We start from the raw sequence: 13516 nt of genomic DNA, 5'->3' as shown, positions 1-13516 counted from the left end.
ACGCCCCGCCGCGGGCGCGCCAGCCGGCCGCGCGGTCTCCGCCGAGGCGCTGTTCGACGACCTGCGCCGCGCGGGTACGCCCGATCCGGACGCCTACGACAACGCCGCCTACGCCGCCCTGCGCCAGCCTCGCGCCGGCGCCGGGCCGCGCGAGCCGGTGCGGGTCATCGCGATCCGGCGAAGCGTCGCGCCCGACTGGGTCGCGGTCGCCCGCGCCCTGCCGAACTTCCGCGGCCACCTGCAGCCGCGCCTGCCCGCCGACGGCTTCGCCGACCCCGCCGACCCGGCAGCTTTGCGGCGCGACGTGGCCCTGGCCGAACGCTACGGCCTGGGCGGCTTCTGCCATGAGGTGGCGAGCGCGCAGGCGGCCAAGGCGATAGCCGCGTCGGCTTTCCCGTTCTGCCTGTCCTGGGTCGGGCCGACAGCCGCGGCCACAGCCGTCGCGGCGCTCGCGCCGGCGCTGGCCTCGGACCATGCGATCCGGATCGAGGGCCGACCGGTCGTCCTGCTTCAGCCGGGCGCCAACCCCGACGCCTGGCGCAAGGCCGCGGACCTGTTCCTGGTTCAGCGCGGCGGAACACCGGCCGCCGGTTTCGACGCCCATCTCGCCGACCCGGGTTCCGACCGCCTGCCGGAAGGCCCCCCTGGCCCGGTGATTAACCCCGCCTTCCGCGGGCTGGTGCACGACCACCTCGCCCTCGTCGGCGAGCGGCTGGTCCAGGCGCCCGACCCCGACGCAATCCCGCTGGTCGTCGCCGCGCACGACACCACGCCGCGTTCGCAGGATGGGCCGGTGATCTGGCAGGGCGCGAGCCCCGGCGCGCTGCAGGCCTGGCTGGAGGCGGCGAGCGACCAGGTCCGCGGCCGCGCCCCCGAGCGGCGGCTGGTCTTCGTCCACGCCTGGAACGACTGGGAGACAGGGGCTGCGCTCGCCCCCGACCTGCGCCTCGGCCACGGCTGGCTGGAGGCCGTCGCCAACGCCGCCGACGCGGACCTCCTGGCGACATGAGCTCCGAAGTCACCATCGTCGGCTACCCCTTCCAGCCGACCGGCATGGCCGAGCACGCGCGCTCCACCTTCCGCGCCTTCCAGGCCGTGGGCGTCACCCCGCGCCTGCTGGACATCGCCGACGCCAACCGCGGCTTCGACCCCGACCTGGAACGCGACTTCGCTCCGCACCTGGTGACCACCCTGGGCGAGGGCGTGAACCTGTTCGGCGTCAACGGCGACGAGGCGGCGCGGGTGATCGAGAAGGTGGGCGAGCGGGCCTTCGAAGCCGGCTACAACATTGCCTATCCCGCCTGGGAGCTGGCCCGCTACCCGAACCAATGGGCCAAGGTGCTCGACCGCTTCGACGAGATCTGGGCGCCGTCGGCCTTCGTGCAGCAGGCGCTGCAGGGCGCGGTCTCCAGGCCGGTCCACCGCATGCCCCTGCCGGTTGACCTCAAACTCTCCAGCTTCCTCGGCCGGCGCCACTTCGGCATCCCGGAGGAGGCGTTCGTGGTGCTGTTCTTCTTCGACTTCGCCTCCTTCTCCGACCGCAAGAACCCGCAGGCGGTGCTGGAGGCGTTCGAGTTGCTCGCCGCGCGGCGTCCGGAGGCCGACCTGCACTGCGTGATCAAATCCCGCGGCGGCCGCGACGCCGATGAGGCGCAGGCGGAACTGGAAACGCGGCTGGCCGCGCTGGGTCCGCGGGCGCAGGCGATCTACGGCGATCTGAACGACAACGAGATCAAGAACCTGATCCGGGTCTCAGACGTCTTCGTCTCCCTGCACCGCTCCGAGGGCTTCGGACGCGGCATGGCCGAGGCCATGGCGCTCGGCCGCCCGGCCATCGCCACCGGCTATTCCGGCAACGTCGACTTCATGGTCCCCGGAACCGGCCTCTTGGTCGACTACGAGCTCGCCCCCGTCGCTCCCGGCGCCTATCCGCAGGGCGAGAGCCAGGTCTGGGCCGAGGCCTCGCCGGAGCACGCCTCGCGGCTGATCGAGCAACTACTGGACGATCCGGCCGAGGCCCGCGCCATGGGGGCCCGCGCCAGGGCGCACATCCGCGAAAACTACTCCGTGCAGGCCGTCGGCCGGCGCTATGTCGAGCGGCTGGAGGCGATCGGCCGAGCTTAGGCCGTGTACTTATGACGCTCAAAGGCGCCGGCGAGGCGCCCGGTGTGGGAACTTGCGTGGCGACCGGCCGACAAGCGGACTCTCTCAATTTCTGAGAAAGGTGGAACGCGAACGCAGCCGATCAGCGATAGCCCTGGGCGCGGAGCGCCTCCTGACATTGCGACCGACGGATCGGAATGCCGGGCTCGTCGCACACGTCCTTTGCGGGAAAGTCCACTTCGAACCGCCAATAGCCATCGGCGGGCTCGGTTGCGCCGGCAGGCTTCGGGCCCGCCGTCATCCAGCCGCGTTCGGCCATGCGCATTGTCACCATGAGGAACCCGAGGGAAACAGGCTCGTCTGAGGCCGGCCGACAATCGCTAAGCCGTCCGTCATCTGTAACCCGACAGTCGATCCCTGCTCGGCCGCCACTCGCCATTCGAAGGGCTTTCTCGGGCCAATACGGGCCAGCGGGGGCCAGCCATGCGAACCGGCCGGCCGCTTCCTGAAAGGCGGCTTCGCGCGACGGCGGAACGGGACCGGGAGCCGAGAAGAACATGGGCAGGGCGACTTCGACCGGCGGCTGGGCGGAGCCCTCAATGCGCACCCGATATTTGGGGGCCAGGCTCAAGACCGCAGCGCCGAAGCCGTAGCCTGCCGGGGTCTCCCATTGGATCTTGCAATCGGTGAGTCGCCCGTCGCGGTCATGGCGGCAGAGGGCGACGGCCTCGCCGTTGATGTGCTCGTGCAACGCGCGCTCCGGAAAGCTGGCCCTCACGTCCTGCCCACTCGGCTCGGCGACCCAGAGCGACTGCTGTGCCCGTGACGCCCCAGGGACACATGCAAGAAGGCCCAGCGCCGCAAGCGCGGCCGTTTGTCTACGCATCCAGGATCCACCCACGCCCATCGCCGGCCTGAGCTTAGCGGGACCCTCTTCGGCCCGCTAGAGTTGTACGCTCGAACTTCCTCAGTTCGCCGGAAGCGCGACCGCCAGACCGTACGGCAGGCATGGGCGGCTCCCTTCCCAAACGGGCATGCGCACGACCTGCACAACACCGTTATCGACAGGGAACAGCATACTTCCACGAACGTCTACAGGCCTCGATCGGCCTGACCGCCGCCCTACGCCTTGCGCCAGCGCGGCGGGTCGAGGGCGGTGTAGAGCACGCCGACCATGGCTGCGAGATCGAGCAGGTAGAGGTAGCGGTAGTCGCAGGCCACCGAGATCACCGCGAAGCTCGCCGTGAAGGCCAGCGACCCGCCCAGCAGCGCGATGAACACCCAGTCGGCCGGATCGCGCCGGCGCAGCAGCAGCACGATCACCGCTACCGCCACCAGCGCCCAGGTCAGGTGCGAATAGACCGGGGTGCCGTAGAACTTCCGGGCGTAGTCAGCCAGTCCCTGGTCCTGGATGTCGACGCCGCTCTGGACGCCGAGTTTGTCGACCATGGCTTGCGGGCCGCTGACGCCGACCTGCGCCGGCAGGCAGAGCTCCAGCTTCGGGGTCAGGAAGGTCCAGCGGAACACGTCGGCCCGCTGCAGCAGGTAGGCGGCCGGATAGTGGACGATGATCCGCCGCCACTGGGCGTGCATGGCCGCGTCCGGCACGTGCCACAGCGTCTTGCGGAAGGTCTCGTCGAGGTCGAGGGTGTCGACCCGGGTGGGGGTGTACATCTTCGCCGCCTGCGCCTCGATCAGCGCCTGGGCGGCCGGGTCAACCTTGCCGATCTCCTTCAGCTTCAGCCTGGGGTGGTGCGCCTTGGCGCCCACGATATCGTAGTGCTCGAGGATCAGCGAGGCGGCGTTCAGGCGAAGCTTCGCCGGCGTCTTGGCCGGCCGGGCGATATGGTCGACGCCGAGCGCCAGGACGCCGGCCGCGACCAGGGCGCCCAACCCCCACGCCAGCGCCGGCCGCCAGCCGCCCTTCCGGGCGGTCCAGGCCAGCACAGCCGCCGCCGCGACCACCAGGATCAGGCCGTTCTGCCGCGCCAGCGCCGCCAGCGCCAGGCACACCAATGCGCCGGCCAGCGGCAGGATCGGCGGCCGCCCTTCCCACGCCTTGGCCGCGTGGGCCAGCATGACGAAGCCCGCGATGGTCAGGTTGGCGAACAGCACGTCGCGCCAGACGATGCCCTGGTAGAGCAGGATCTGCGGGGTGAGGATCATCAGCACGCCCAGGCCCGCCGCCAGCCAGGTCGACCGCGGCCGAAGGCTGGTCAGCGACATCAGGCTGAAGAACAACAACGCCGCCGAGGCGGTCACATAGAGCCCGGTGCCTGCGACCAGGTGATCGAACAGCTTGAGGATCCAGGAGGAAACCGCCGGCGCCCAGGTCTGGCGCACCCCGGTGCGGGCCTCGGTCAGCGCCACCACGGAATCCAGCGACATCTGCCCGGGCACATTGGCCGCCAGCGTCAGCAGCAGGCCCACGGCCATGGCGATCCGGAAGGCGCCGCCGGGGTCGCCCTTCCGCCGCTCCTGCACCGCCTCGCCCAAACGCCCGCCCCCCTTCCGCCGGCTAGAGCACGATGCGGCGTGGCGGAATCGCCTGATCGCTGAATCGTGCTCGAAATTCAAAAGTGTAGACCCTGATTCACGGTTCAGATCGTGTCGATCTGAACCGACCAGGGTCTAGGGCCCGTTGGTAAAAGGCCGCCCGCGGGTTGGGAAGCGGCAAAAGCCTTTGTGGCGGCGCGCGGCCGCTTGCTAAGGGTTGCATCGCCTGGAACGGCGGGCGGCGGGAGGAGCCTTGGATGAGCGGAGCGCGCGACCTGGCGACCCTGCTCGCGCGGTTCCCCAAGACGCGGCCGGCGCTGCCGCCCAAGCTGCAGGCGATCTACACCCGGCAGTACCTCGAGAACCGTGGCGGCGAGACGCCGGCGGCCTCGCTGTCCCAGCGGCTGGAGCGGTGGCTGCACCGGCAGGTCGCAGCCGACGTGAAGGCCGGCGCACCTGCGGGCGCGACCCTGGAGCTTGGCGCCGGCACCCTCAACCAGCTCGCCTATGAACCGGCGAGCGAGGCCTACGACATCGTCGAGCCTTTCGAGGAACTCTACCGCGGCTCGGCCCTGCAGGCCCGCGTGCGCACCGTCTACGCCGACGCCTCGGACGTGCCGCGCGACCGGACCTACGACCGGATCACCAGCGTCGCTTCCCTGGAGCACATCTGCGACCTGCCGCTGGTGCTGGCCCGCGCCGCGCGCCTGCTGGCGCCGGGCGGCTCGCTGCGCGCCGCCATTCCCAGCGAGGGCGGCTTCCTGTGGAAGCTCGGCTGGATGTGCACCACCGGCCTGGAGTTCCGCCTGCGCCACGGCCTCGACTACGGCCTGATGATGGCCCACGAGCACGTCAACGACGCCCGCGAGATCGAGGCCCTGGTGCGCGCCCTCTTCGAGCAGGTCGAGGTCAGGAGCTTCGGGATCGGCCGCCAGCTCTCCCTCTATCGCTTCCTGGCCGCCCAGGGGCCGCGCCTGGACGTCGCCGCCGAATGGGAGGCGCGTTTCGGCTAGACGCGCTTGCGCCAGGGCACCGGCGGGTCGATGGCCGCGTAGATCAAGCCGGCCAGGGCGGCGAGGTCGGTGAAGTAGAGGTAGCGGTAGTCGCAGGCGATCGAGATGATGAAGAAGCTGGCCGCGAAGGCCGCGCCGGCGAGTTGCAGGGCGGCCATGGCGATGTCGGCCGGCTGCCGGCGCCAGAGGAACAGTCCCGCCAGCGCCAGCGAGATTCCCGCGTAGAACCAGTGCCAGTCCACCGGCGTATCCATGAACCAACTCGCGTAGTTGTTGAGCTGGGCGTCGGATTCCACGAAGCGGTGATCGAGCTTCAGCGGCGCCATCTTCTCGGCCGGCGCGTCGACCCCGACATAGACCGGCAGGCACCAGTCGATGACCGGCGGGGCGAACACCCAGCGGAAGTCCTCCAGGCGCACCCGAAGGTAGAGGTCCGGCCGCTTGAGGATCAGCTTGGCCCACTGCCGGTTCGCGGCGCCGTCGGGAACCCGCCAGAGCGCGTCGGTCAGCGCCTTGTCGCGGTCGATGAAATCCACCCGCCGGCCGGAGTAGTCGAAGCGCGCCCGCGCCTCGATCAGCGCCGTGTCGGCCGGCGCGGCGGCGGCCATCTCGTCCAGCCGGTAGTTGGGGTCCAGGGCCGCCGCCCCGAGCAGGTCGTAGTTCTGGACGATGCGCAGGCCGGTCTTGACGCCGGGGTCGGGCGGCGAGTTCGGCGGAATCGACAGCGCGGTGAACACCTGGCCGGCGACGACCACCGCCAGCAAGCCGCCGACAGCCCAGACGGCGCCGCGGAGCCAGCGGCCGCGGCTGCCGATCCAACCGACGGCCAGGGCGGCGAAGACCGCCGCGATGATGCCGTTCTGGCGGACCTGGCTCGCCACCGCCAGCAGGACGACGGCGGCCGCGAGGAAGAACCAGCGGCGGCGCGCGTTCGGCCAGACGCGAGCGGCGTGGGCCACGCAGATCAGGCCGGCCACCGCGCAGTTGGCGAAGGCCACGTCCTTCCAGACGATCGCCTGGTAGATGAGCACCTGCGGGATCAGCATGATCGGCGCGGTCACTGCGACGGCCAGCCAGCTGGTCCTGGGCCGCAGGTCCGACAGCGAGGCCAGGCTCGCATAGAACAGCGCCGCGCTCGCCGTGACATAGAGCGCCGTGCCCGGGATGAACCGGTCGAACGCCCCGAGGATCCAGGCATACAGCGCCGGGCCCCAGGTTTCGCGGAGATGGAAATGGCCTTCGTAGAGCTGGGCCACCGAGTCGTAGGAGAGGTGCCCGGGCAGGTTGGCGCCGAGCATGACCAGCAGGCCGACCGCCAGCACGGCCCGGAACGCCGACCGTGCGCTGATCTGCAGTCCAAGAGCTGTCATGCGCCCGCCAAAACCCCGGCTCCAGGCGGTTTGGTACGGTGCGTGGGCGCCGATGAGAAGCGCAAAAGCGCGGCGGCTTGGCGGGGCCCGGCAATCGTGGTGAGTTGCCGCGCCATGGCGCACGGCCCCCTTCCTCGATCACTGCACGGACGGAGCCCGCGCCGGGCATGACCATCGTCTACGTCCTCGCCCATTTCGACGACGAATACTGCGCCCTGCCGCTGATCCGCCGCGCGCGGGCGGAGGGCCGCGAGCAGCGGTTCGTGCACGTGGTCGACTACCGCAATCCGAAGATGGCCCTGCGCCGCCGGCGCGAGACCGAGGCCTTCCTGGCGGGCCAGGGCGTCCCGGCCTCGGCGGTGACTCACCTGGGCGCCCGCACCGGCTGGTTCGACGGCGAGTTGCACCGCCACGCGCGGCCCGCCTACGAAGCCTTGAAGGCCGCAGTTCCCGGCCCGATCGAGCGCGTGGTCACGCCGGCCTGGGAGGGCGGCCATCCCGACCACGACATCTGCGCGGCGATGGGCGTCAAGCTGGCGGCCGAGCGCGGCGGCGCGCCGGTCGACCAGGTCTGCCTCTATCAGGGCAAGGACCTGCCCTGGATCTTCTACCGGGCGTCCTCGCCGCTCACCGAGAACGGGCCCGCCCACGAGATGCGCCTGACCGCGCGCGAGTGGTCCGCCTGGCTGGCCGCCGTCGGCGCCTTCCCCTCACAGTTGAAGGCCTGGTCGGGACTCCTGCCGGGCATGGCCATGACCTTCGCCCGGCAAGGGGGCTTCCGCTACCAGAGCCTCGACCCGCAGCGCATCGGCGAGCGCCCGCATCAGGGCGGCCTGCTCTACGAGCGGATGTTCAGCGTCCCCTACCCGCTGGTCCGCGCCGCGGTCGACGCCCTGGCCGCCGACGGCAAGGCCCCGTGGACGACGCGCCGGCCATGAGCGAACTCGTCTTCCGGCCGGCGGTCCACGCGGATATCGGGCGCACCGTCGAGCTGATGGGTCTGGGCTTCCCCGGCGCGCGCAAGTTCTCCCAGGCCTTCCTGCAGTGGCAGTACTACGACAACCCCGCCGGCGAGCCCCTGGGCTGCAACATCGACGACGGCGGGCGCCTGGTCGGCCACCTGATGGGCATTCCGCAGAAGGTGAGCCTGCGCGGGGAGCCCGCGGTCGTCACCCTGATCATGAACGTCGCGACCCACCCGGACTATCGCGGGCGGGGCCTGTTCCTGGAGCTTGTCCGGCGCGTGGCGGCGATGTCGGCGGAGCGGGGGCAGGCGGGTGTCGTGGGCGTCGCCAACCAGCAGACCATCCGCGCCTACGAGACGAAGCTCGGCTTCCAGAACGTCGCCGGGCTGGAGGCGCACGTGGAACTGCAGCCGCAGAACATCGACATGGCCCGCGCGCTCGCCGCGGCGGACTTCGCCCATCGCTGGCAGGACGCCACCCTCGCCTGGCGGCTGAAGAATCCAGCCAATCCCCTCAAGATCGCCGCCGAGACCGCCGACAGCCTGATCGTCGAGGGCGCCTCGACCATGCCGCTGATCCGTGCGCGCGGCGCAATCCCCCGGGCGGGGCTGACCCTGCGCGGCTCCGGCTTGGCGATAGGTCCCGGCGTCGTGCTCGGCCTGACGCCCAAGGGGACCGCCAGGCGGCGGCTGGCCATGACCGTTCCCGAGCGGCTGCGGCCCTCGCCGCTGCGGATGATCTGGCTCGACCACAAGACGCCGGGCGACCGCCTCGACCCGGAGCGGATCCTGTTCAGCTTCCTGGACTTCGACGCCTTTTAGGGAAGTTTCGGCTAGCCGCGCTGGCCCTGCATGATCACCGCAAAGCCGGTCAGCATCAGCAGGTAGCCGAGCGCGAACCGCCAATCGAGCGGCTCCTTGAACACCAGCCAGGCCACCAGCGGCACCAGGCCGGAGCCCACGATCGAGAAGGCGTAGGCCAGCGACAGCGGCACCCGCGTCAGGATGTAGAACCAGAACAGCGCCGTCAGCCCGTACCAGGCGAAGGCTCCGATCAGCGGCGCGTTGGTCGCCAGCCGCACCACCAGCGGCCCGGTCAGCCGGGCGTTGTTCACCGCGGCGAACTTGAACAGCGTCTGGCCGATCGGCAGCGCCAGCGAGAAGCCGGCGCAGAGCAGCATGTCCTTCGGCGTCATTGAGGGCGTTCCTTGCCGAGCTCCTCGGCTTCCATCCTGGCGATGGTGCGCAGATACGGGTGGATGGGGCGGATCGGCACGTTGAGCACGTCGAAGTTCAGCGCCTGCATCAGCAGCTGGGCGCCCAGGATCACCGGCAGGGCCGCGGCCATGACCACGCCGGCCGAGGCGGCCGCATGGTGCGGGGTCGACATGTAGTGGGCGGCGTAGCCCACGCCGAACAGCACGAAGAAGATGCCGAACACCAGCTCCAGGCTGGCGGCGTGGAAGTCGCGCACGAAGTACTGGCCGAGCACGCGCTGAAAGAAGTTCTTCATGTGCTTCAGCGCGAAGGGCCCGACGATGGCCCCGATCCGCAGGTTGGAGACCTCGTTCGCATAGCGGGCCGGCATCGGCACGTCGCGCACCACCGCGCGCAGGGTGCCCAGGTGGTAGAGCAGGTCGGTCTCGAAGAAGAACCGGCGCGAAACGCGCTTCTCGATCACCATGCTCGCGACCTGGCTCTCGATGGCGGTGTAGCCGTTGGTCGGGTCGAAGATGTTCCAGTAGCCGGTGGAAAGCTTGGCCGCGAAGCTCAGCGCCGCGTTCCCGAACACCCTGACCGGCGGCATGGTCGTCAGGTGGCTGATCGAGGTGAAGCGGTTGCCCTTGGCGTAGTCGGCCTCGCCCAGCAGGATCGGAGCCACCAGATGGCCGATGTAGCCCAGGTCCATCTGGTCGTCGCCGTCCACCTTGACCAGCACCTGCCCGCCGCGGGCTATGGCCTCGCGGTAGCCGGCCATGGTCGCCCCGCCGACGCCCTGGTTCTGCGCCAGCCGCACGACCACCACGCGGCGATCGGTGGCGTTGGCCTCGATGAAATCGCCGGAGTGCTCCGGGCAGGCGTCGTCGACGCAGACGATGCCGCCCACCCAGGCCGGCGTCTTGGCGATCACGTCGAGGATGTGGGCCTTCACCCGATAGCAGGGCACGACCAGCCAGACGCCCGACCCCTCGAGGCTCGGATCGAAGGCGCGCAGCATCTTGCGCCGCTCCTCGGCGGGCCTGGGCGCCGCGCGCGCGATCTTGTCGATGGACGTCATGCGTCTTCCGGCGGCCCCTCTCGTTTCGGGCTAACATGGAAGGGCCGGCAGTGGCAAAGCGCGGCGGGGCGCTGTCCTTGCGCCCCCTCTACCCGCCTGTTAGGAGCGCCCCTTCGTCGGGAGCGCCCGCCTTACCGGGAAAAGCCCCCTTACCGGGAACAGAATGGACACCGCCACCCACATGTTGCGGACCGGACGGCGCGGGGCGCTGTTCGAGTTCCAGATGGCGCTCCGAGACCTGCGGTCGTCGGCCGAGCGGCTGGACCTCGCCTGGTCGCTGGCCTGGCACGACGTGGTCTCGCGCTACCGCGGCTCGATCCTCGGCCCGTTCTGGATCACGATCTCCATGGGCCTGATGGTGCTGGGGATCGGTTTCCTCTGGGGCGAGCTGTTCCGCGTCTCGATTCATGACTTCATCCCCTTCGTGGCCCTGGGGATCGTGTTCTTCGGCTTCGTCACCGGGACCATCAACGAGGGCTGCGACACCTTCGTCCAGGCGGCCGGCATGCTGTCGCAGACCAGCCTGCCGATGTTCACCTTCGTCTGGCGCACGGTGCTCAGGAACCTGATCAACCTCGGCCACCACCTGGTGATCGTGTTGGCGGTGCTGTTCTATTTCGGCTTCTGGCGCACGGCGGACTATCCGGCGGCGGCGCTCGGCCTGTTGCTGATGGTGGCCAACCTGGCCTGGATCTCCATGCTGGTGGCGATCGCCTCGGCGCGGTTCCGCGACATCCCTCAGATCGTGGCCTCGATCACCCAGGCCGCAGCCCTGATGACGCCGGTGTTCTGGCTGCCGGACCGGATCAGCGCCGCCCACCGCGGCATTCTCGACCTCAACCCCTTCTACCACCTGCTGCAGGCGGTCCGCGCCCCGCTGATGGGCGCGGGCGTCGCGCCGCACACCTACCTGTTCCTGGCGGGCATGGCGGCGGCGGGCTGGGCGGTCACCTTCTACGTCTTTGCCGGCACCCGCCGGCGGATCGTGCACTACTTATGAAGGCGCCGCCGGTCTCCATCTCCTGCCAGGACGTGACCGTGCGCTTCCCGGTCTACGGCGTGGACGCCAAGTCGCTGAAGAAGCACCTGGCCAAGATCACCGTCGGCGGCAGCCTGGGCCGCTCGCACGGCATGACCGAGGTCACCGCGCTCTCCAACCTGAACCTGGAGCTGAAGGCCGGCGACCGGCTAGGCCTCGTGGGCCATAACGGGTCGGGCAAGACCACCCTGCTGCGGGCGCTCTCCGGCGCCTACGAACCCGACGAGGGGACCATCGAGGTGCAGGGCCATATCGCCGCCCTCCTCGACCTCAACCTCGGCATCGACCCCTCCGCCACCGGCTTCGACAACATCGGCCTGCGCGGCCGCATCGCCGGCCTCTCCTCCAGGGAGATCGACGAACGCCTGCCGGAGATCGCCGAGTTCACCGGCCTGGGCGCCTTCCTGGCCATGCCGGTGAAGACCTATTCGGCGGGCATGCAGGCCCGCCTGGCCTTCGCCGCGGCCACCGCCGTCGAGGCCGACGTGCTCTTGATGGACGAATGGATCGCGGTGGGCGACGCCGATTTCCAGAAGATCGCCCACAAGCGCCTGCTGAAGCTGGTCGAGCGCGCCGGCATCCTGGTGCTCGCCTCCCACGACGTGGAGCTGCTTCGGCTCTACTGCAACAAGGTCATGCGGCTGGAGGGCGGCGTCGCCTCCCCGGTCACCGACATCCGCAAGCTCGACGAGCTGATGGCCGCCTGATTGCGGCGCAAAGGGCTCCCCTGATAGACCGGGCCCACATTCCATGGCCCGGCAAAGGATCGCCTTGGACGTCATCTTCACCATCGTCTCCCGCAACTACGCGGCCCAGGCCGCGACGCTGATGGAGAGCCTGGCCATAGCCGAGCCCAGGGCGCGGCGGGTGGTGGTGGCGACCGACGGCCCGATCCCGTCGCTGGAACGGCTGGCCGAGGTGATCGACGCGGCCTCGCTGGGCGCGCCCTACGCGGCGATGAGCGTCTATTACGACGCGCTCGAGCTCAACACGGCGGTGAAGCCCTATGCGTTCCGCCGCCTGCTTGGCGAGCCCGGCGTCGGCTCCGCCACCTACCTCGACCCGGACATCTACGTCTTCCGGCCGCTCGACGCGGTGCGGCAGGGGCTCGCCGAGGCGCAACTGGCCCTGACCCCGCACCTGACCCGGCCGCTGCTGGGCTCGGCCATGCCCAACGACCACGCGATCCTGCGCTCGGGCTCCTTCAACCTCGGTTTCTGCGCGGCCCGCGCCGAGCCCAAGGTCCTCGAGCTGATGAGCTGGTGGGCGGACCGCTGCGAGTTCGACTGCCGGGTGGACCTGAAGAACGGTCTCTTCACCGACCAGCGCTGGATGGACCTTTCCCCTGGCTTCGTCGACAGCCTCGCCGTCCTGCGCACGCCGACCCTCAACCTCGCCTATTGGAACCTGGAGGGCCGCACCCTGGCGCGGTCCGGGGGCGGCTGGACGGTCGACGGCGAGCCGCTCGCCTTCTTCCACTACTCCGGCTTCGATCCCGCCCGGCCGGACGTGCTGTCGAAACACCAGGACCGGGTCCGCGTGATCGCCGGTTCGCCGCTCGCCGAACTGCTGGCCGACTATGCCGCGACCATGCTGCGCAACGGCCACGAGGCGAGCCGCGCCATTCCCTACGCCCATCTGCGCTTCCCCTCCGGTCGGCTGGTCACCGGCCCCATGCGCCGCCGCGCCCTGCGCGCCGCCCGCGAGGGCAAGGACTTCTCGGCCGGCCTGACCGCCGCGGTTGAGGCCTGGGTCGACGCGCCCGATCCGGAGGCCTCGGTCCCGGGCCTGCCCGACGTCACCCGCACCATGGACCAGGTCTGGCGCGACACGCCCTCCGGCTTCCAGCTCGACCATGAGGCGGGCCGTCTGGGCTTCCACCAGTTCTTCGCCGAGCACGCGGCGACCCTGGGCGCCGACCCCCTCGCCGGCTCCGCCGCCCAAGCCTTGTTGGCCGCCTGGCAAAGCGGGACGCGTGAGCCCGACGCCTCGGTCTGGAGCGAGGCGCCGTGGCGAGGCCCGGCGTCGGGCGCCTTGGGCTGGTTGCGCGAGCCCTCCACCGACGGGATCCCCCGCGCCGCCAAGGCGCTGCTGGCCGCCCGCGGCGACCTGCGGGCCAAGTTCGCGGGCGACACTGCCGGCCTGATCGCCTGGTGCCTGGGGGCCGAGGCCGCCGCCGGCCGGTTCGCGCCGGACCTGCTGCCGCCGGCGGTGATCGAGCAGCTGGCCCGCGACCCCGCCCCGCTGTTGGCC

At 70.5% G+C, this 13516-nt stretch carries 12 protein-coding genes and 1 pseudogene; 8 read left to right on the top strand and 5 right to left on the bottom strand.

The window, feature by feature from the left end; all coding sequences use genetic code 11:
- Positions 1 to 1009: glycoside hydrolase family 99-like domain-containing protein (locus tag JWP28_RS14740; protein ID WP_299544031.1), on the top strand; the 1009-nt coding region annotated here is incomplete at its 5' end.
- Positions 1006 to 2124 (top strand): glycosyltransferase family 4 protein, encoded by a 1119-nt coding sequence (locus JWP28_RS14735; protein ID WP_299544030.1) that lies wholly within the window; start codon positions 1006 to 1008, stop codon positions 2122 to 2124. The genes JWP28_RS14740 and JWP28_RS14735, both read left to right, overlap by 4 nt.
- Before the next feature lie 121 nt (positions 2125 to 2245).
- Here the strand turns inward: JWP28_RS14735 and JWP28_RS14730 are convergent, their stop codons facing one another.
- Entirely contained in the window at positions 2246 to 2854 is a 609-nt protein-coding gene (locus JWP28_RS14730) for a hypothetical protein (RefSeq protein WP_299544029.1), read from the bottom strand.
- Positions 2855 to 3225: 371 nt separating this feature from the next.
- Positions 3226 to 4599: a hypothetical protein gene (locus JWP28_RS14725; RefSeq protein ID WP_299544027.1), complete on the bottom strand. Its 1374-nt coding sequence runs from the start codon at positions 4597 to 4599 to the stop codon at positions 3226 to 3228.
- A gap of 257 nt (positions 4600 to 4856) precedes the next feature.
- Here JWP28_RS14725 and JWP28_RS14720 point away from each other — a divergent pair, with 257 nt between their 5' ends.
- Positions 4857 to 5612, top strand: a complete 756-nt coding sequence (locus JWP28_RS14720) for a class I SAM-dependent methyltransferase (protein WP_299544025.1) — start codon at positions 4857 to 4859, stop codon at positions 5610 to 5612.
- Here the strand turns inward: JWP28_RS14720 and JWP28_RS14715 are convergent.
- The gene (locus JWP28_RS14715; protein ID WP_299544023.1) at positions 5609 to 6982 is read right to left on the bottom strand and encodes a hypothetical protein; all 1374 of its coding nucleotides are present in this window, start codon (positions 6980 to 6982) and stop codon (positions 5609 to 5611) included. The genes JWP28_RS14720 and JWP28_RS14715 overlap by 4 nt on opposite strands.
- Before the next feature lie 167 nt (positions 6983 to 7149).
- Here JWP28_RS14715 and JWP28_RS14710 point away from each other — a divergent pair, with 167 nt between their 5' ends.
- Together JWP28_RS14710 and JWP28_RS14705 are read left to right on the top strand one after the other, a co-directional pair.
- A complete protein-coding gene (locus JWP28_RS14710; RefSeq protein ID WP_299544021.1) occupies positions 7150 to 7920 on the top strand; it encodes a PIG-L family deacetylase in 771 nt (256 codons plus the stop codon).
- Positions 7917 to 8768 (top strand): GNAT family N-acetyltransferase, encoded by an 852-nt coding sequence (locus tag JWP28_RS14705; protein WP_299544019.1) that lies wholly within the window; start codon positions 7917 to 7919, stop codon positions 8766 to 8768. The genes JWP28_RS14710 and JWP28_RS14705 overlap by 4 nt, the downstream gene beginning before the upstream one ends.
- Before the next feature lie 11 nt (positions 8769 to 8779).
- Here JWP28_RS14705 and JWP28_RS14700 read toward each other — a convergent pair whose 3' ends face one another.
- Both JWP28_RS14700 and JWP28_RS14695 read right to left on the bottom strand, forming a co-directional pair.
- Complete coding sequence (locus JWP28_RS14700; RefSeq protein ID WP_299544017.1) at positions 8780 to 9142, bottom strand: hypothetical protein; 363 nt, start codon at positions 9140 to 9142, stop codon at positions 8780 to 8782.
- Entirely contained in the window at positions 9139 to 10224 is a 1086-nt protein-coding gene (locus JWP28_RS14695) for a glycosyltransferase family 2 protein (RefSeq protein WP_299544015.1), read from the bottom strand. The genes JWP28_RS14700 and JWP28_RS14695 overlap by 4 nt, the downstream gene beginning before the upstream one ends.
- A 163-nt stretch (positions 10225 to 10387) precedes the next feature.
- On the opposite strand from JWP28_RS14695, the gene JWP28_RS14690 reads away from it, so the two are divergent.
- From JWP28_RS14690 to JWP28_RS14680, 3 genes and pseudogenes are all read left to right on the top strand, one after another.
- Complete coding sequence (locus JWP28_RS14690; RefSeq protein WP_299544013.1) at positions 10388 to 11224, top strand: ABC transporter permease; 837 nt, start codon at positions 10388 to 10390, stop codon at positions 11222 to 11224.
- On the top strand, positions 11221 to 11970 hold the full coding sequence (locus JWP28_RS14685) for an ATP-binding cassette domain-containing protein (RefSeq protein ID WP_299544011.1): 750 nt from the start codon (positions 11221 to 11223) through the stop codon (positions 11968 to 11970). The genes JWP28_RS14690 and JWP28_RS14685 overlap by 4 nt, the downstream gene beginning before the upstream one ends.
- Before the next feature lie 64 nt (positions 11971 to 12034).
- Positions 12035 to 13516, top strand: a pseudogene (locus JWP28_RS14680) (hypothetical protein); the annotation flags it as partial.

Source organism: Phenylobacterium sp. (assembly GCF_028290885.1).
GTDB lineage: Bacteria > Pseudomonadota > Alphaproteobacteria > Caulobacterales > Caulobacteraceae > Phenylobacterium.
Note: the sequence above shows the minus strand (reverse complement) of the source record. Positions and strands in the feature narration are given on the sequence as shown.